Annotated in this window: 18 protein-coding genes; 8 read left to right on the top strand and 10 right to left on the bottom strand. The window is 72.5% G+C overall.

The window, feature by feature from the left end:
- Positions 1 to 156: 156 nt before the first annotated feature.
- From VA596_RS18680 to VA596_RS18660, 5 genes are all read left to right on the top strand, one after another.
- Positions 157 to 2,703 (top strand): glutaminase domain-containing protein, encoded by a 2,547-nt coding sequence (locus VA596_RS18680; RefSeq protein ID WP_323328809.1) that lies wholly within the window; start codon positions 157 to 159, stop codon positions 2,701 to 2,703.
- Positions 2,704 to 3,152: 449 nt separating this feature from the next.
- Positions 3,153 to 4,301 (top strand): type III PLP-dependent enzyme, encoded by a 1,149-nt coding sequence (locus VA596_RS18675; protein WP_323328808.1) that lies wholly within the window; start codon positions 3,153 to 3,155, stop codon positions 4,299 to 4,301.
- Positions 4,294 to 4,653 carry an adenosylmethionine decarboxylase gene (speD, locus tag VA596_RS18670; protein ID WP_323328806.1) on the top strand — a complete coding sequence of 120 codons (360 nt, stop codon included), beginning with the start codon at positions 4,294 to 4,296 and terminating at the stop codon, positions 4,651 to 4,653. The genes VA596_RS18675 and speD overlap by 8 nt, the downstream gene beginning before the upstream one ends.
- A complete protein-coding gene (locus VA596_RS18665) occupies positions 4,653 to 5,522 on the top strand; it encodes a spermidine synthase (protein WP_323328804.1) in 870 nt (289 codons plus the stop codon). The genes speD and VA596_RS18665 overlap by 1 nt, the downstream gene beginning before the upstream one ends.
- Positions 5,523 to 5,706: 184 nt before the next feature.
- Positions 5,707 to 6,333, top strand: coding sequence for a DUF4360 domain-containing protein (locus tag VA596_RS18660; protein WP_323328802.1), 627 nt, complete (start codon positions 5,707 to 5,709; stop codon positions 6,331 to 6,333).
- 62 nt (positions 6,334 to 6,395) lie between these two features.
- Here VA596_RS18660 and VA596_RS18655 read toward each other — a convergent pair whose 3' ends face one another.
- Both VA596_RS18655 and VA596_RS18650 read right to left on the bottom strand, forming a co-directional pair.
- Complete coding sequence (locus tag VA596_RS18655; RefSeq protein ID WP_323328800.1) at positions 6,396 to 6,833, bottom strand: hypothetical protein; 438 nt, start codon at positions 6,831 to 6,833, stop codon at positions 6,396 to 6,398.
- 320 nt (positions 6,834 to 7,153) lie between these two features.
- On the bottom strand, positions 7,154 to 7,597 hold the full coding sequence (locus tag VA596_RS18650; protein ID WP_323328799.1) for a MarR family winged helix-turn-helix transcriptional regulator: 444 nt from the start codon (positions 7,595 to 7,597) through the stop codon (positions 7,154 to 7,156).
- 74 nt (positions 7,598 to 7,671) lie between these two features.
- On the opposite strand from VA596_RS18650, the gene VA596_RS18645 reads away from it, so the two are divergent.
- Positions 7,672 to 9,732, top strand: coding sequence for an MMPL family transporter (locus VA596_RS18645; protein ID WP_323328797.1), 2,061 nt, complete (start codon positions 7,672 to 7,674; stop codon positions 9,730 to 9,732).
- 42 nt (positions 9,733 to 9,774) lie between these two features.
- The gene (locus VA596_RS18640) at positions 9,775 to 11,304 is read left to right on the top strand and encodes a carboxylesterase/lipase family protein (protein WP_323328795.1); all 1,530 of its coding nucleotides are present in this window, start codon (positions 9,775 to 9,777) and stop codon (positions 11,302 to 11,304) included.
- On the opposite strand, the gene VA596_RS18635 is transcribed toward VA596_RS18640, so the two are convergent.
- Positions 11,285 to 11,668 (bottom strand): MerR family transcriptional regulator, encoded by a 384-nt coding sequence (locus VA596_RS18635; protein WP_323328793.1) that lies wholly within the window; start codon positions 11,666 to 11,668, stop codon positions 11,285 to 11,287. The genes VA596_RS18640 and VA596_RS18635 overlap by 20 nt on opposite strands.
- A 54-nt stretch (positions 11,669 to 11,722) precedes the next feature.
- Here VA596_RS18635 and VA596_RS18630 point away from each other — a divergent pair, with 54 nt between their 5' ends.
- Complete coding sequence (locus tag VA596_RS18630; RefSeq protein WP_323328791.1) at positions 11,723 to 12,517, top strand: MBL fold metallo-hydrolase; 795 nt, start codon at positions 11,723 to 11,725, stop codon at positions 12,515 to 12,517.
- On the opposite strand, the gene VA596_RS18625 is transcribed toward VA596_RS18630, so the two are convergent.
- The 7 genes from VA596_RS18625 to VA596_RS18595 form a co-directional block, all read right to left on the bottom strand.
- Positions 12,514 to 12,867, bottom strand: a complete 354-nt coding sequence (locus VA596_RS18625; protein WP_323328789.1) for an STAS domain-containing protein — start codon at positions 12,865 to 12,867, stop codon at positions 12,514 to 12,516. The two genes, VA596_RS18630 and VA596_RS18625, sit on opposite strands and share 4 nt — an antisense overlap.
- Positions 12,864 to 13,940, bottom strand: coding sequence for a cobalamin B12-binding domain-containing protein (locus VA596_RS18620; RefSeq protein WP_323328787.1), 1,077 nt, complete (start codon positions 13,938 to 13,940; stop codon positions 12,864 to 12,866). Before VA596_RS18620 ends, VA596_RS18625 begins: the two co-directional genes overlap by 4 nt.
- A complete protein-coding gene (locus VA596_RS18615) occupies positions 13,937 to 15,565 on the bottom strand; it encodes a PP2C family protein-serine/threonine phosphatase (protein ID WP_323328785.1) in 1,629 nt (542 codons plus the stop codon). The genes VA596_RS18620 and VA596_RS18615 overlap by 4 nt, the downstream gene beginning before the upstream one ends.
- Positions 15,558 to 15,947 (bottom strand): ATP-binding protein, encoded by a 390-nt coding sequence (locus tag VA596_RS18610; protein WP_323328783.1) that lies wholly within the window; start codon positions 15,945 to 15,947, stop codon positions 15,558 to 15,560. Before VA596_RS18610 ends, VA596_RS18615 begins: the two co-directional genes overlap by 8 nt.
- 89 nt (positions 15,948 to 16,036) lie before the next feature.
- Positions 16,037 to 16,423 (bottom strand): STAS domain-containing protein, encoded by a 387-nt coding sequence (locus VA596_RS18605; protein WP_323328781.1) that lies wholly within the window; start codon positions 16,421 to 16,423, stop codon positions 16,037 to 16,039.
- Between the two features lie 104 nt (positions 16,424 to 16,527).
- Positions 16,528 to 17,703, bottom strand: coding sequence for a VanZ family protein (locus VA596_RS18600; RefSeq protein WP_323328779.1), 1,176 nt, complete (start codon positions 17,701 to 17,703; stop codon positions 16,528 to 16,530).
- A gap of 75 nt (positions 17,704 to 17,778) precedes the next feature.
- Positions 17,779 to 17,973, bottom strand: a complete 195-nt coding sequence (locus VA596_RS18595) for an antitoxin (protein ID WP_247052111.1) — start codon at positions 17,971 to 17,973, stop codon at positions 17,779 to 17,781.
- Positions 17,974 to 17,984: the final 11 nt, after the last annotated feature.

Genomic DNA, 17,984 nt, shown 5'->3' with positions numbered 1-17,984 from the left:
GCACCCGAGGTGAGGGCGACCGGACCGGTGCGCAGCGTGGTCCGTCCGGCACCCGGCGCAACCGGGCAGGCCGACCATCGGCGGATTTACAACGTTGTATCAACGATGTAAAAGTGTCCCTGCGCTGTTCGTCGCACGCCGTGGAAGGGGCCACCGATGTCCTCCCGAGAACGCGATCACCTGACCCGCCGCGACCTCCTGCGGCTCGCCGGCGGCACGGCCGCCGCCGTCGCCGCCGCGTTGTGGCTGCCCGGCACGGCGGCCGCGGGCACCTTCAGCCCGATCCGGCCGCCCGCCACGCCGCTGATCGTCCGCTCGCCCTACCTGTCCACCTGGCAGCCGTCCGACAACCTGCCCGGCACCTGGGCGAGCTTCTGGACCGGGCACGTCACCGCGCTGTGCGGCCTGGCCCGCATCGACGGCGCAGCCTACGTCTTCGCCGGCTCGCCCGCGCTCCCGTCCGGGCCCGCCCTGACCCCGATGACCCAGGTGAGCCTGCTGGTCACCGGCACCCGTTCGACCTACGTCCTGAGCGGCGGCGGGGTGAACCTGACCGTCACGTTCTTCTCGCCGGTCGACCCGGCGAACCTGCAACGCCAGTCCGTGCCGTTCGGCTACGTGACCATCCAGGCCGCCAGCGCCGATGGCCGCGCGCACGCCGTCGACCTGCACTTCGACACCTCGGCCGAGTGGGTGCACGGCGACACCGCGACCCCGGTCACCTGGACGCAGCAGCAGTCCGGCGGCCAGACGCTGCTGAGCTGCACCCCGGCGACCCCGGGCGTGCTGCAGGAAAACGGCGAACAGGCCAGCTGGGGCTCCTTGGTGGTCGCGGCGCCGACCAGCGGGACGACGTGGCAGATCGGCCAGGACACCGTCGTGCGCGCCGCGTCGGCAGGGCAGGGCACGCTGCCCAACACGAGCGACACCGCCCAGCCGCGGGCGATCAGCGACCGCTGGCCGGTGCTGGCGTTCAACCGGAACCTCGGGACGATCGCCGCCGGCGGGACGTCGGCGCCGTTCACCCTGTCCATCGGGCACGTCCGGACGCCGGCGGTGCGCTACCTCGGCACGGAGCTGAAGCCCTGGTGGACGCACTACTGGGGCAGCTGGCAGGACATGGCCGTGTGGTTCGCCGGCGACTACGCGAGCGCGTTGTCGGCCGCGACCGCGATCGACCAGCGCCTGCACGACGACGCCGTGGCCGCGGCCGGTGGCGGCACCACCGGCGAGCACTACGCCGCGATCTGCGCGCTGGCCCTGCGCCAGGCGTTCGGCGGCACCGAACTGGTCGACCGCGGCGGCTCGCCGTGGGCCTTCCTCAAGGAGATCTCCTCCAGCGGCAACATGTCCACAGTGGACGTCACGTACCCGGCGTTCCCGGCCTACCTCTACCTTTCGCCGTCCTACCTGCGGCTCATCCTGGAGCCGCTGCTCGACTACCCCGAGCACGGCGGCTGGCCGATGCAGTTCGCCGAGCACGACGTCGGCACCCACTACCCGGACGCGACCGGGCACAACGACGGCAACGAGGAGAGCATGCCGGTCGAGGAGTCGGCCAACATGCTGATCATGGCCGCCGCGCTGGTGCAGCGGCTGCCGGCGGCGGAGGCGAGCGCGTTCGCCACCACCCACTACCGGATCCTGCGGCAGTGGGCCGAGTACCTCGTCGGCAACACCCTCGACCCGGGCTTCCAGAACCAGACCGACGACTTCACCGGGTTCATCGCGCACAGCGCCAACCTCGCGCTCAAGGGCATCATCGGCGTCGGCGCGATGGGCGTCATCGCGAGCGCCACCGGCAACACCGCCGACGCCCAGCGGTACCGGTCGGTCTCGCGCAGCTACGTCAGCCAGTGGGTGACGCTCGCGCAGGACACGTCCAACCAGCACCTGAAGCTCGCCTACGACCAGCCCGGCACGTGGAGCCTGAAGTACAACGGCTTCGCCGACCGCGTGCTCGGCCTCGACCTGGTCCCGGTCGGCGTCGCGGCGCAGGAAGCGGCCTGGTACCAGGCCCGCGCGACCGCCCACGGCGTGCTGCTCGACCCGCGCAACAACTACACGAAGGCCGACTGGGAGCTGTGGACGGCGGCCTGGCTCACCGACCAGCCGAACATCCGGAACACCCTGGTCGAGGGCGTCTACAGCTTCGCGAACACGACGCCGCAGCGCGTGCCGTTCACCGACTGGTACGTCGTCGCCGACGCCACCCAGCGCGGCTTCCAGGCCCGCCCGGTCGCCGGGGGCTACCTGGCCCTGCTGACCCGCCCGGCCGCGTCGACGACGGTCTGGCGCAAGCTCCAGAACCAGCGCTCGGGCAAGGTCCTCGCCGTGTCGAACATGTCCCTGGCCGACACCGCCGAGGTCACGCAGTGGTCGGACAACGGCAGCGCCGACCACCTCTGGGCAGTGGTCGACAACGGCGACGGCACGGTCCGGATCGTCAACCGCAACAGCGGCAAGATCCTCGCGGTGCACGACCAGAGCCTCGACAACGGCGCGCACGTGCAGCAGTACCAGGACAACGGCACCCCGGACCACAACTGGCGAATCGTCGACGCGGGGGGTGGCTGGTCGAAGATCGTCAACGTCCGCAGCGGCAAGGTCATGGCGGTGGACCAGCAGTCCACCGCAGACGGCGCACAGGTGACCCAGTGGGACGACAACGGCACCCCGGACCACCTGTGGCGCTTCGTCTGAGGGCGCGATGAGGTGCTGAGCGGGCGAGCGCTCCCCGGCGAGGTGTCTGGCGGGTCGATGAGGTGGAGGGGTCGGTGACCGAGCGCTGGGCCCGCCCGCGACGGGTCGTTTGAGGGCGCGGTGAGGTGTTGGGCGGGGGTATCCGGCAGGTCCGAGGGTGGATGAGGTCGGGCCCGAGGTCCGGCGGACGGCCGAGCCGCCTGTGGCGGTTGGTTTGGGGGCGCGAGGAGGTGCGGATGAGCGCGCGTGGCTGGCGGGTCAGTGAGGAGGAAGTGGCCGGGCCCGGGGACGGATCGCTGGGCCGGCTGTGGGGGTTGGGTTGAGGGCGCGGTGAGGTACTGTGCGCGCCCAGCGGGTTCACGAGGAGGTAAGTGGCCGGCCCGAGGTGCGGGATCGACCGCTGGGCCTCCTGTGGTGGTTCGGCTGGTGTCGTTTGCGAGACTGGCGCTGTGTGCGCCGACTTCAGCCGGGTTCGCCGGTTTCTCGATGAGCGGGATCCGCCTACCCCGTGCCTTGTCGTCGACACCGGCGTTGTGGCCGCGCGGGCGGCGGGGTTCCGTGCGGCGTTTCCCGGTGCGCTGATTCGGTATGCGGTCAAGGCCAACCCCGCCCCGCCGGTGCTTAATGCGCTCGTGGCGGCCGGGATCGGCTTTGACGTCGCTGGGCCTGCCGAGCTTGCGCGGTGCCTTGAGCGCGGCGCCGACCCGGTGGACCTTGCCTACGGCAACCCGATCAAGAAACCCCGTGACATCGCCTACGCGCACGAGTGCGGTGTCCGCGAGTTCACCTCCGACGCCGTGGACGACGTCGACAACCTGGCCCGCTACGCGCCGGGCGCGGCGGTGTCGATCCGCGTGGTGCTCGACGCGCCCGACTCCGTGACGCCGTTCGGCCGCAAGTTCGGCTGCGAGCCGGCCGAGGCTCTCGACCTCGTGCTGCACGCGGCCGGGGTGGGGCTGCGGCCCGGTATCGCCTTTCACGTCGGGTCGCAGCAGCCTGACCTCGCCGCGTGGGAGATCGGGATCGCCACGGCCGCCAAGCTGTTCGCCGAGGCCGCGGCCCAGGGCGTGCCGATGACGCGGCTCAACCTGGGTGGCGGCTTTGCGACGGCCCACCGCACCGACGTCCCGGCGCTGGACGCCTACGCGGCGACGATCGAGTCGGCTCTCGACACGCACTTCCCCGACGGGCGGCCCGAGCTGCTGCTCGAGCCGGGCCGGGTGCTCGTCGCCGACGCCGGGCTGCTGCGTACCGAGGTCGTCCTGGTCGCCCGCCGCGGTGAGCGGCGCTGGGTGTACCTCGACGTCGGCCGGTACAACGGGCTCGCCGAGGCCGAGAACGAGGCGATCACCTACCGGGTCGAGCCGGTCGAGCCGCACGACGGGCCTGCCGGGCCGGTGGTGCTCGCCGGGCCGACCTGTGACGGCGACGACGTGCTCTACCAGCGGACGCCGTACGAGCTGCCGCTGTCGCTGCGCGCCGGCGACCGGCTCGACCTGCCCGGGACCGGCGCCTACACGGCGTCCTACGCCTCGGTCGAGTTCAACGGGATCGAGCCGCTGCGCACCTACTGCCTGGGGAGGTGGGGAGATGCCTGAAATCGGCCGGTTCACCGGGCGGCACGTCCTGGCCGAGCTGCACGGCGTCGACCCGGGCCTGCTCGACGACGCCCCGAAGCTGGGGGAGCTGCTGCGCGCGGCGGTGACCGAGGCGGGCGCGACGGTCGTCGACGTCGTGGCCAAGAGCTTCGCGCCGCAGGGCGCCACCGTGATCGCGCTGCTTGCCGAATCCCACGCCTCGGTGCACACGTACCCCGAGCACGGGTCGCTGTTCGCCGACGTGTTCACCTGCGGCGAGCGCGCCGATCCCGAGCACGCGGTGCGGCTGCTGGCCAAGGCGCTGGACGCCGCATCGGTCCACCTGTCCGTCCTGCGCCGGGGAGAACCCTGATGACCGCGATCCACGAACCGCTCGGCCCCGGCCTCACCCGCGTGTGGGAGGTCGAAGACGTCCTGTTCCGCGCCCGCACGGCCTACCAGGACGTGCTGATCGGGCGCACCGCGCAGGGCGTTTCCCTGTTCTGCGACGGCGAGCGCCAGAGCACCGAGGCGAGCCAGCTGGTGTACCACGAGGCGCTGATGGTCCCGGCGCTCCTGCTCGCCGACCACGTGCGCCGGGTGCTCGTGATCGGCTCGAGCGAAGGCGTCGTCTGCGAATTGGCCCTGGACGCGGGTGCCGAGGTCGTCGACCACGTCGACATCGACGAACAGGCCGTGCGCGCCTGCGCCGAGCACCTGCCCTACGGCTACACGCCGGCCGCCCTCGCCGAAGCCGAGCGCGGTGACGGGCCGGTCCGGCTGTCCTATGAGGACGGCTGGGCGTTCCTTGCCGCCGCCGAAGAGCGCGGTGACACCTACGACGTCGTCGTGATCGACCTGCCGGACGAGAACGACGACGCCGAGGCGCAGCACAACCGCCTGTACGGCAAGGACTTCCTCGGACGCTGCGCGCGGCTGCTGGCGCCCGGCGGGGTGGTGACCTGCCAGGCGGGCTGCCCGACGTTGTGGCGCAACGAAACGCTGCTCGCGTCGTGGCGGCGGTTCCGCGAGGTGTTCGGAACCGTGCTGTACTTCGGGTCCGACGAGCACGAGTGGGCCTTCCTGTCCGGGCGGGCAGACCGCGTCGACGAGCCGGGCGCGCTGGTGGCGCGGCGGTTCGGGGAGCGGGGGAGCGGGGCCGTGACACTGGACGCCGAAACGTTGCTCGCGTCCGCGACACCGCCGTATTCGCTCCGGCGCAATACTGGTCCAGTCCAGTAGAACGCACCGATTCTTCGAATAATCAACTATTACTCCGTGATAATACGGGAAATCCATTTCCCGTACTGTCATCGGCCGTGTTACTCCGTTCAGTGGCCCTCGAACAGTTTGCGGTCGCGCTACGATCCCTTCCGCGAGCGATCATCGTGATCACAAGGCATCGTGGCCCATTTGGAGGAGCGTCATGCTCGGTATGTCGGTCGTCGCCGTAACAATTCTGTCCCTGCTCGCCGCACCCGCCGATTCGTCGGTGAATCCGGCGCCGACCGAAAAGATCACGCTCGACATCAAGACCATCAACGGCTCGGGCTGCCCGGCCGGCACGGCGACCGCGTCGGCGGACGTCGCCTCCGACAACACCTCCTTCACGGTGCGGTACTCGAACTTCACCGCCAAGGCCGGCGGCGGCGCCTCCGCTCTCGACGCCAGGAAGAACTGCCAGATCAACGTGCTCGTGCATGTGCCGCAAGGGTTCACGTACGCGATCGCGGAGGTGGACTACCGCGGGTTCGCGCACATCGAGAGCGGGGCGAGCGCGCTGGAGCAGGCGAACTACTACTTCGCCGGGACGTCACCGACCGCGCGGGTGCGCCACACCTTCCCCGGCCCCTTCCACGGCCAGTGGCACGCGACCGACACCACCGACGTCGCCGCGCTGGTGTTCGCGCCGTGCGGTGAGGACCGCAACCTCAACATCAACGCGGAACTGCGGGCGGACGCCGGAACGTCCACGGGGTCCACTTTCATCGAAATGGACTCCGAACACGCGAGTGTCGACACGGTTTACCACTTCGCCTGGAAGAACTGCTGAGGCGTATTCGGGGTGGCCCGCTCACCGGCACCCGGGTGCCGGTGAGCGGGCTTTTCGCCGGTTCAGACGTGGGTGACCAGCAGGGTCACTCCCGCTTCGCCGCCGCAGTCGACGAAAACGGGTCCGACGCCGTTCCCGATCCGTTCGGAAAGCGTGGCCTTGGCCTCGAATTCGTCCGGCCCGGACTTGACGATCCGGACGTTCTCCAGCACCGGGTGCTCGGGGAAGCCCCCGATCACGGACTTCAGGCCGGTGCCGCCCCCGCAGTTCCCGGTGATGGTCACCTCTTCGCCGCGCCGGGTGGTGGGGTTCGGGCTCACCTGCACGGTGGCGCGCGCCCCCTTCGGCGGCTGCTGCTGTGCTTCGGTCATGGATTTCCCCTCCGTGGTTCCCGGATCGGCCGACGCCCCGCCGGCGATCCCGATGCTGGTGGCCGTGACCAGCCCGGCCGCAAGGGCCAGGCCGGGCAGGGTGCGCTGCGGCTTCGTGGTGGTGCGCATGGTGATCTCCTCCCTCGACCCGGCGTCCACCGGATCTGTCCCGTAAGACAGCGAGGGCGGGCTCCGCGGTTCTCGGCGAGGTGTGGATCACTCGAAAGGGTGAACGGCGCGCACAGGTAAGGCCTGGCACTTCCGCAGGGAAAGTGCCAGGCCGCAAGGGAAAACGGTCAGTTGGCCGCCGGTGGTCGTTCGGTTTCCGCGGTGGGCACGAGGGTGCATCGTCGCTCGAACCGCTCCATCAGCACGGTTGCGATCAACAGGGCCACTGGGGTGCTCACCGCGATCCACATGCCTGAAGAGCTACCCAGCCGCGCGCGGTCTCAACCGCCCGCCGACAGACCATCGATCAATGAGAGCAGCCGCGCGCGGAAGGCGTCGTCGTCCCCGAGGCCACCGAGCAGGCCCGGGTCCTCGCGTTCGGCGCGCACCGCGCGGTCGAGCACCGCACGGCCGCTCGCGGTCATCCGCGTGACGTGACGGCGGCCGTCGGCCGGGTCCGGCGTGCGGGTGACGAAACCGGCCTTGGTGAGCCGGCCGAGGGTGCGGCTCATCGTCTGGTCGGTCACCTGGCAGCGCTGGGCCAGCGTCCGCTGGGGGAGCGGCCCGCCGCGCAGGGTGTGCAGCGCGATCAGGCCCGCGTGGGTGAGGTCCAGTCCGGCGAGCACGGCGACCCAGCGCTGCTCGACGAGCCGCGCGGCCACGGCCAGGAGCCGGCCGGTCGGCCACGTGCTCAGGTCCGGTTCGGGGGCTGTGCTCACCGTCACTCCGTGCCGTCGTGCAGAATGTTCAGCCTGCTGAACAATTGGGCGTGTTCGCGCTCGAAGGGACTTTAGCGACCATGAACGAGACCGCCCCACGCCGTCTTCGCTGGCTGATCCCGGCCCTCCTGGTGATCGCCTGGCTCGCGATCGGCGGGTTCGGCGGGCCGTTCGCCGGGAAGCTCAGCGAAGTCGCGAAGAACGACAACGCCGCCTTCCTGCCGTCCTCGGCCGAAGCCACCGAGGTGTCCGACGAGCAGAAGGCGTTCACGCCGCGCCAGGTGCTGCCCGCCACCGTCGTCGCCGAGCGCACGAGCGGCCTGACCAGCGAAGACCGCCGGTTCCTCGAGGCCAAGGCTCAGGAGCTGGGCACCGTGCAAGGCGTCGTGGGGCCGCTGGGGAAGCCCCAGAACGCCCCGCGCGACGACCAGGCCGTGCAGCTGGCCGTGCCGATCCTCGCCGACGGCAACCCCGCCGACGTCGTCAAAGAGGTCCGGGCCCGGCTCACCGGCGCGCCGGACGGCCTGACGGTGCTGGTCACCGGCCCGGCCGGGCAGATCGCCGACCTGGTCAAGGCGTTCGGCGGGATCGACGGCATCCTGCTGCTCGTCGCCGGGGGCGTGGTCGCCCTGATCCTCATCGTGGTCTACCGCAGCCCGCTGCTGCCGTTCCTGGTGCTGCTCTCGGCGGTGTTCGCGCTCGGGCTCGCCAGCCTCGTCGTCTACCTGCTGGCCAAGAACGACGTCCTCGCGCTCAACGGCCAGAGCCAGGGCATCCTCTCGATCCTCGTGTTCGGCGCGGCAACCGACTACGCCCTGCTGACGGTCGCGCGGTTCCGCGAGCAGCTGAGGGACACGCCGAGCCGGTTCGACGCGCTGAAGATCGCCTGGCGCGCCACGCTCGAGCCGATCGCCGCGTCGGCGGGCACCGTCGTGCTCGGCGTGCTGTGCCTGCTGTTCAGCGACCTCAACTCGAACAAGGGCCTCGGCCCGGTCGCGGCGATCGGCATCGGCGCCGCCCTGCTCGCGTCCACCACGTTCCTGCCCGCCGTGCTCGCGCTCTGCGGCCGTGGCGCGTTCTGGCCGTTCAAGCCCGCGCTCGGCTCGCCGCACCCGGAGACGGCCGGGATCTGGGGCCGGGTGGCCGGCCTGGTCGGCCGGCGGCCGCGCGCGGTCTGGGTGGTGACGGCGCTCGTGCTCGGCATCGGCGTCGCGTTCCTGCCGCAGCTCAAGGCGTCCGGCACCGCCCAGTCGGACGTCTTCCTCACCCAGGTCGAGTCCGGGACCGGGCAGGACGTCCTCGGCCGGCACTTCCCCGGCGGCCTCGGCGCGCCCGCGATCACCATCGCCGACGCCGGCGCGCTGCCGGCCGTGCTGGCGGCGTCCCAAGTGGACGGTGTGGCCCAGTCGCTCCCGTTGCCCGGTCCCGACGGGAAACCCAAGGTCGTGGGCGGCCGGGTGCAGATCCTGTCCGTGCTGAACGATCCGGCGGACTCCGAAGCCGCGGTGGCGACCGTCGGCCGGCTGCGTGACGCCGTCCACGCGGTGCCCGGTGCGGCCGCGAAGGTCGGCGGCCCGACGGCGATCCAGCTGGACACGCAGCAGACGTCGGTGCGCGACCGGGAGCTGATCATCCCGATCGTGCTGCTGGTGATCTTCCTCGTGCTGGCCCTGCTGCTGCGGTCCCTGCTCGCGCCGCTGCTGCTGATCGCGACGGTGGTGCTGTCGTTCGCCGCGACCATGGGCGTGTCCGCGCTGGTGTTCAACCACATCTTCGGCTTCCCGGGCGCGGACCCGGTGGTGCCGTTGTTCGGGTTCGTGTTCCTGGTGGCGCTGGGGATCGACTACAACATCTTCCTGATGACGCGCGTACGGGAAGAAGCGCTGACCCGTGGCACCCGCGACGGCACCTTGCGCGGGTTGTCGTTGACCGGCGGGGTGATCACGTCGGCCGGCGTCGTCCTGGCCGCGACGTTCTCGGCGCTGTCGGTGATCCCGATCCTGTTCCTCGCCCAGATCGCCTTCATCGTCGCGTTCGGCGTGCTGCTGGACACGTTCCTCGTGCGCTCGCTGCTGGTCCCGGCCCTCACCGTGGACGTCGGCCGCCGCATCTGGTGGCCGTCGAAGCTGGCCCGGCGGTAAATCGCTGGCGCGGGTTCCGGTCGAGCGAGGACCATCCCTGCGATGACCGCTGTCACGTCCCGCCCCGAGGTCCGCACGCCGGCCGGAACCCTGCGCGGCAGCAGGGAAGCCGGTCTCGCGGTCTTCCGGGGCATCCCGTTCGCCGAGCCGCCGGTCGGACCCTTACGGTTCGCCGCACCACAACCGGTGCGGAGCTGGGACGGCGTGCGGGAGGCCGTGTCGTACGGCCCGCCGCCCCCGCAGGCCGGGGCGTTCGGCATGGACGAACTCGCGCAGGACGCACCGGGCGACGACTGGCTGACGGTCAACGTCTGGTCGCCCGAACCCGGTCCCGCCGCCGGGCTGCCGGTCATGGTGTGGATCCAGGGCGGTGCCTACGGAATCGGCACGGCCAGCCTTCCGGAGTACGACGGCGCCCGCCTCGCGCGCGACGGCGGGGTCGTCGTGGTCACCTTCAACTACCGCGTCGGTATCGAGGGTTTCGCACAGCTCGAAGGGGCGCCGGCCAACCGTGGCCTGCTCGACCAGGTCGCCGCGCTGCGGTGGGTGCACGACAACATCCAGGCCTTCGGCGGCGACCCCAGCCGCGTGACCGTCTTCGGCGAGTCGGCGGGCGGCGGCTCGGTCGCGGCCCTGCTGGCGATGCCACGGGCGGCCGGGCTCTTCCGCCGGGCCATCGCGCAGAGCGTGCCGGGCACGTTCTTCTCCCCGGAACTCGCCGCCGACATCGCCGCTGCCTGCGCCGCCGAGCTGGGGCTGCGTCCTGCGGTGGCCGACCTGTCCGACGTCGACCCGGCCCTGCTGGCCGCCGCCGGGGACGCCGTCACCGCGGGGATCGGCGGGCGGACGGACGACTGGGGCCAGGCCGCGCACCGGTCGATCCCGTTCGCGCCCGTCGTCGACGGCGACGTCCTGCCGGGCACGCCCTGGCAGGCTCTCGCCGGCCGGGACGTCGAACTCCTCGCCGGCCACACCCGCGACGAACAGCGCCTGTTCACCGCGCTCGAAGGCATCCTCGGCCAGGTGACGCCGGAGCAGGCGGCGACTGCTCTGGAGGTGTTCGCGCCCGGCCCGGACGGCGCGCGCCGGTACCGGGAAGCCTTCCCGGACGCGAGCCCGGACCGGCTGTACGAGCTGGTCCACTCGGACTGGCTGTTCCGGATGCCGAGCCTGCACCTCGCCGAGGCGCACGTCGCGGCCGGCGGGCGCACCCACTTCTACGAGCTGACCTGGCCCGCACCGGGGATGGGTGGCGGGTTCGGTGCTTGCCACGGCCTCGACGTGCCGCTGGTCTTCGGCAACCTGGACCGGGGTCAGCCCGCTGCGCTGATCGGGCAGGACACCGCCGAAGCGGAAGTGCTGTCGGCCCGGATGCGCGCGGCGTGGACGGCGTTCGCCACCCACGGCGACCCCGGCTGGCCCGCGTACGACACCACCCGGCGCCTCACGCAGCTCTTCGACACCTCGCCGGCGGTCACCGCCTACCCGGAGGAGGCTTCCCGCCTGATCTGGCAGGACCACGCCTTTCCCACGCTGTCCCTATTGAATCGGCTCAGCCGATCGTCACCTTGAAGTCGGGGCAGTCGACCAGCGGCACGTGGTCGCAGTGCGCCGCGTGCCGCAGGCTGTCGCGCATCCGCGTGAGGCGGTCGATGGCGCCGTCGAGCTCGTCCGCCTTCGACGCCATCCGCTCGCGCAGCGCCGCGTCGCTCGGGGTCGCCACCAGGAACCGGGCGATCTCGGCGATCGTGAACCCGGCCCCGCGGGCGCAGGCGACGAGGTCGAGCCGCCGCAGGACGTCCGGGTGGTAGGTGCGCCGCAGGCCGTTGCGGCCCGCCGGTTCGACCAGCCCGCGCTTCTCGTAGAACCGCAACGCCGAGGGCGCCAGCCCGGCGCGTTCGGCGACCTCGGCGATGTCGAGCAGGGCTTCGGTCATCCGGACCTCCCAGGGGCTTGACTTGAATCGTACTTCAAGTCAGAGGCTGTTCCCATGAAGATCCACCACCTCAACTGCGGGTCCGTGCGGCAGATCGAAGCCCCCGGGCTCCCGGCCGCCCCGGCCGTCAACCACTGCCTGCTCGCGGAGACCGAGCGCGACGGCCTCGTCCTCGTCGAGACCGGACTCGGCCTCGACGACGTCCGTGATCCCGGGACCACCCTGGGCGCCGACTGGGTCACCATGGCCCAGCCCGCGCTCGCCGAAGACGAGACGGCGATCCGGCAGGTCGCCCGGCTCGGGTTCGACCCGGCCGACGTGCGGCACGTCGTCGTCACCCACCTCGACGTCGACCACTGCGGTGGCCTGCCCGACTTCCCCGGCGCCCGGGTGCACGTGCTGCGCGCGGAGCTGGACGCCGCGATCGCCGAAGCGCCGAGCTTCCGCTACCGGCCCGCGCACTGGGCGCACGGCCCGGACTGGGCGGCCTACGACGTGCCGGGCGCGGACGACTGGTTCGGCTTCGCGTCCGTGCCGCTGACCGGCCTGCCGCCGGAGATCCGGCTGGTGCCGCTCGGCGGGCACACCGCGGGCCACGCCGGGGTCGCGGTGCACGACGGCGCCCGCTGGCTGCTGCACTGCGGCGACGCCTACTACTACCACCGGGAGCTCGACCTCACGCCGGAGCCGCATCCCGTGCTCGACGTCGTCCAGACCCGCTCCGAAATCCACCACGACCTGCGGCTGGGGACACAGGCACGGCTGCGGGAACTCGTGCGGCGTCACGGTGACGAGGTGACGGTCTTCAGCGCCCACGACCCGTGGGAGCTGGCCGGGCTGCAGGCCTAGGAGTCGGCCCGCGCGCGGGAGGCCGGGGCCTCGCCGGTCAGGTACGTGAAGGTGCCGGTGAGGGCCAGCAGCCGGTCGAGAGCGGGCCGGCGGTTGTCCAGGTGCAGCCGGCGGCCGGCGTCGGTGACCAGGGCGTGCACCCGCAGCAGCGCGGACAGGCCGGAGGAGTCGCAGAACTCGAGACCGTCGCAGTCGAGCCGGACGTCCTCGACGCCGGGTGCGTCCGCCAGCCGGTCGCCGACCAGCCGGGGCAGCTGCGCGGCCGTCGTGTACTCGAGCTCGCCCTCGATCACGACCTGGGCGGTGCCGGCCTGCGGCGACGTCCAGGTGCAGGTCAGTGCGGTGCTCATGCGGACAGCCCCGATCCGGCGGCGTGGTCCGCCAAGTGCGTGCGCGCGGTGCCGAGCAGCCCGGTGGCCCGCGGGAAGTCGCGGAGTTCCGCCTCGAGCAGGTCGAGCGCGGGCACGAGCGACGCGGCCGGGACACCGCGCGCGGTGAGGATGTCGGCCGTCCAGGTCAGGAAGCCGGTGAACAGCTCGCCGTCACCGACGTAGAGGGCGGTCGCGAGGAACTCGACGATGTGCGCGATGTCCTCGGCCGTGTGCTGGCGCTGCAGGTCGGTGTAGGCCCGCATCGCCGGGATCCGCTCTTCCAGCCCGGCCAGGACGGCCTTCACGAGCTGGCCGGACGTGCGCGTGACCAGCGTGTACTCCTGGTCGGCCAGGTGCGGCAGGTCGTCGAGCGGCTGGTGCCCGGTCTGCGGCCGGGGGAGCGGCCGGGCCAGCCGGTCGGCGGCCGAGCGGGCGTCCGGGGCCCAGGCCTCGGCGCCGAGCAGCCGCGCGTACCGGCCGTCCGGCCCGAACGCGGCGCCGCCGGCGATCACCGGGGTGGCCGCGGCCTGGCACGCGGTGATCGTCGCGTGCGCCGTCGGCAGCCGGGTGGCGATCGAGCTGGACAGCGCGACCGCGTCCGGCCCGGTGCGGTGCAGGTGGGCGACCAGGTGCGGGGCCGGGACCTGCGCGCCCAGGTAGTCGACGTGGAACCCGCGCAGCCGCAGGACCTCGGCGAGCAGGCGGGCGGGCATCGCGTGCCACTCCCCGTCGACGCAGGCGACGGTGACCCGGCCGAGGTGCGGCTCGGGTCGCTTCAGGACGTAGCCGAAGGTGGCGATGACGCGGTCGTTGATCGCCGTCGCCGCGTGCTCCTGCGCGACGGTCAGCCGGTTGGCCGCCCACTCCTGGCCGACCTTCCGCTGCACCGCGCCGATCACGTCGAGCAGCACGCTCTCGGGGTCCAGGCCCTGGCCCAGCGCCTGGACCACGACGTCGCCCGCGGTGTACTCGTCGCCGGTGGTGACGGCGTCCCAGAGCCGGCCGGCGTTCTCGGCGATCCCGGCCGGGCCGGTGCGGGTCGAGGCGCTCACGCGGTGTACCTCCCGCGGCCGTGCCCGCCGACCGCGGCGAGGTGCTGCCCGCGCGGGGCGGTGATCGCCAGCACCGCCATGTCGTCGTGGTCGCCGCGCCCGATCCACTGCGACGCGACCATCTGCACCCGTTCGACGACGGCGTCGGCCGGCATGTTCGCGCACTCGGAGAGGATCCGCCGGAGCCGGTCCTCCCCGAACATGGTGTCGCCGAGCGGGCCGCCCTTGGCCTCGATGATGCCGTCGGTGAACATCAGGCAGGTCTCGCCGGGGTTAAGGGTCACGTCCGCGCTGACCGACTCGATCTCGGGCAGCACGCCGATCAGGCTGCCGCGGGTGTCGGCCTCCTCGACCCGGCCGTCCGCTCGGACGACGAGGGGTGGCGGGTGACCCGCGCAGGTGACGCGCAGCCGTACCGTGGCGCCCTCGCGGCGCGCGGAGGCCAGCACCAGCGTGACGTACCGGGTGTCGTGGCCGCCGGCGATGGTGCGGTTCAGCAGGCCGAGCAGCCGGTGGTGGTCGTCGGCCGTCGGCAGCAGCGCCCGCAGCGTCGTGCGGATCTTGCCGGTCAGCACGGCGGCGTCGAGGCCCTTGCCGCAGACGTCGCCGAGCACGGCCAGCGACTCCCCGCCGTCACCGTCGACCGCGGAGTGCACGTCGTAGAAGTCGCCGCCGATCCGCTCGCCGTCGAGGGCCGGGCGGTACCGGCCGGCGAACTCGACCCCGCCGAGCTGCTCGAGGGTCGGCGGGAGCAGCTCCCGCATCAGCGTGTCGGTGATGGACGCCTGCAGCGCGAACACCCGCGCCGCCGACATCGCCGCACCCGCCCGGGCGGCGAACAGGCGGGCGAAGAGCTCTTCCTGCTCGCTGAACGTGCGCCGGTCGCCGCCACGCAGCAGGACCAGGGCACCGGCGGGCACGCCGTGGCCGGGCAGCGGCGTCACGACGATGGAGCCGACCGGGCCGAACTCGCCCGGCAGCACCCAGCGAGGCGCGGAGTCCGGGTCGAGCCAGCGCGACGGCACGGGCGGGAAGCCCTGCAGCGCCTCGCCGAGCCCGGGCAGCTCGTCCGGGTCGATCTCCAGCCGGCCGCGTGTCGGCTCGCCGCCGCGCACGCAGGTGACGGCGGGGTAGAGCCCGCCCGTCGCGGGCGCCAGCACCAGCGCGGCGTCGGCCAGGTGCTCCGCGGCCAGCCGGGCGGCGACCTCCATGCAGCGTTCGAGGTTGAGCGAGCCCAGCAGCGCGGCGGAGGCCTCACTGAGGAACGCCGTCCGCTCCTGCTCGTGGGCCAGGGCGTCCTGGGCGGCACGGATGTCGGTCTCGTCGACCAGCCACCACGTCACGGCGTCGCCGTGCGGGACCGGGTGCGCGGCGATGAACCGCTCGCCGACCTCACCGCGGGTGATCTCGCTCGTGCGGCGCTCGTCCGCCTCGGCCAGCCAGTCCGCGACCGCGCCGGCCAGCGGGCGGCCGGGGGCCGCGTCCGGGAAGAGCAGGCGGGCGGCCTCGTTGAGGGCGCGGATCACGCCGGCGCCGTCGGCCACGATCGCCGCGGCGGGCGCGGCGTCCCAGCCCCGGTCGCCGGTGAGCGGGGTGGCGGGGGCGGTCTCGACGCGCTCAGCCATGGGCACCGGGATCGGTCGCCAGCTCGGCCCACAGGGTCTTGCCGCCGGGGCGGCGCAGCTGGCCCCAGGCCGCCGCGCAGCGCTCGACCAGCAGCAGCCCGCGGCCGCCCTGGTCGGACGGCGTCCGGCGCCGGGCCACCTCGCCGCCGGCGTCGTCGACCTCGATCCGCAGCTTGGCCACGCCGGGCAGCAGGCGCACGTGGTAGGGCGCGCGGCCGTGGCGCAGGGCGTTCGAGGTCAGCTCGTCGACCACCATGACCGCGGTGGTGACGACGCTCGCCGGGAAGCCGCCGAGGACGGACCGCACCCAGCCGCGGACCTTGGCCAGTTCGGTCAGCTCGGAGGTGATGCCGAGTTCGTGCCGGGCCGGACGCAAGGTCATGTCCGCCTCCTCCGTGCCGGGTCCCGCGGGGATGTCGTCTCCTCCGGGGTGCCCCGAACCGGGCTCACCCACACGGGTACTGGAGGTGGTCATGGCGCACCGTCCACCGCGGCGCGCGCCGCGTCGACCGTCGGGTGCAGCGGCATGACGTCGCCGAGGCCCAGCAGCTCGATCGGCCGGACGACGGCGTGGACGTCGCTCGCGACGGCCAGGCGGCCGCCCGCCTCCTTCAGCCGGGTGCCCAGGCGGAGCAGGATCTGCAGGCAGCTGGAGTCGCAGTACTCGACGCCGGTCATGTCCAGCACGACTCCGCGGGCTCCGGGCGCCGTCGGCAGCAGGTCCGCGAGTTTCGCCGAGACGGCCAGGTCGAACTCGCCACGCAGGACGAAGACGGTCACGTCCCCGGCCTCGTGCTCGTCCAGCGACCAGCCTTCACCGGAGGCGCGCTGCCGGGGCCGCGTTGCGTCGGTGGTCATGGGTTGTGCTCCAGGAGGGGACGGGGTCGACTGACGGCGGGCTGGCGGCTCAACCCGCTCAAGGAATCTACCAGCGCCTGCCGCCCCGGGCAGCGCAGTGCCCTTCACCGTCCTTTAAGGACCTCCTCCGTCCGGGCGGGTGCGGGGGCCGGTTCGGGCGGCAGGCCCGCAGGTGAGGGCACGATCGCGGCGTTCACGGTCCGGGTCAGCCGTTCGTAGGGTGCGCGGTGTTCGTCGTCGAGCAGCACGGCCAGCGGGGTCCACACCAGCACGACGAACACCGACGCGGCCAGCGCGAGGGGCAGGAGCAGCTGTTCGGGGTGGTTCGCGAGGTCCCAGCGGTCCAGGTCGAGCAGCATCCAGGTCAGCCAGAGCGGGGACAGCAGGACGCCGTTGCGGACCAGCAGCGAGATCGGCCCGGCGCGGCGACCGCTGCGCCGGGTGACCCGCAGGAGCATCGCCCGCTTGCCCGGCGTCGACCCGGTCACCGCGGGCAGCACCACGAACCAGACGATCGCGAGGATGACGACCGGCGTGTCGCGGTGGCGCATGTCCTCGCCGAACAGCGTCAGCAGGCCGAACAGGAAACCGAGCAGCGCGGCGAACCCCAGCAGGTCGGTGGCCAGCGCGAACAGCCGCCGGGTGAAGGTGACCTTCGTGGCGTAGCGGCGGCGGTCGTGCTCCGGTTCCAGCGCGGGCAGCACCCGGGCGAGCGGGCCGGCGATCAGCCAGCCGAGCGCGGCACCGGCGGTGTTGAGGATGAGGTCGTCGACGCTGAACAGGCGGTACGGGCACGGGTAGACGAACCACAGCCCGGTCAGCTGCGTCAGCTCGAACAGCAGGGAGAGGCCGAACCCGGCCAGGATCGTCGGCACCGCGCGCATCCGCTGGGCGTAGCGCAGGAACAGGCCGAGCGGGACCAGCATCACGACGTTGAGCGCGGTGGTCCAGACAGCGGGGTTGTGCAGGATCGCGCTCGGGCTCCAGTGGCCGCGGGCGCGCTGCGACACGACTTCGACGAAGTAGAACGGCCGCAGCTGGGGAGAACTCGCGTAGCTGTGCCCGGCGCAGAAGTTCGGGTTGTCGGGCAGCGGCAGCACGGTCTGCGTGGCGATCGCCAGGAGGTAGAAGACGAAGGTGTAGAAGACGACCGTCGTCCACCCGCCGGCACGCCCGCGGCGGCGGTAGCTGACGAACGCCGCCGGCAGCATGACGACCAGCGCGATGAGCGGGAAGAGGTAGAGGGCGGTCCGGACGGGGACGAGGTAGGTGGCGACCACGGAGCCGGTGGTACCCAGCCGAGGGCCGGACGAAGCGTGCTTCGCCCGGACGGCTGGGCAGTCACCGGCGTCGCGTCACTGCGGCGGTGCGTCCTGCTGGCCGCCGCCCTGCTTGTGCAGGAAGTCCTTCACCTTGTCCGAGCCCTGGTCGATCTTGTCGGCGTGCTCGCCGAACCGCCCCTTGGCGGCTTCCGCGGCCTTGTCGACACCCTGGTCGGCCTTGTCGGGGTTGTTGCCAAGGGCCTCTTTCGCCTTGTCGAAAAGACTCATCGTCAGAGCTC

This window comes from Amycolatopsis heterodermiae, from assembly GCF_034929455.1.
GTDB lineage: Bacteria > Actinomycetota > Actinomycetes > Mycobacteriales > Pseudonocardiaceae > Amycolatopsis > Amycolatopsis heterodermiae.
The sequence above is the reverse complement of the archived record's forward strand: the minus strand, read 5'-3'. Positions and strand labels throughout refer to the sequence as shown.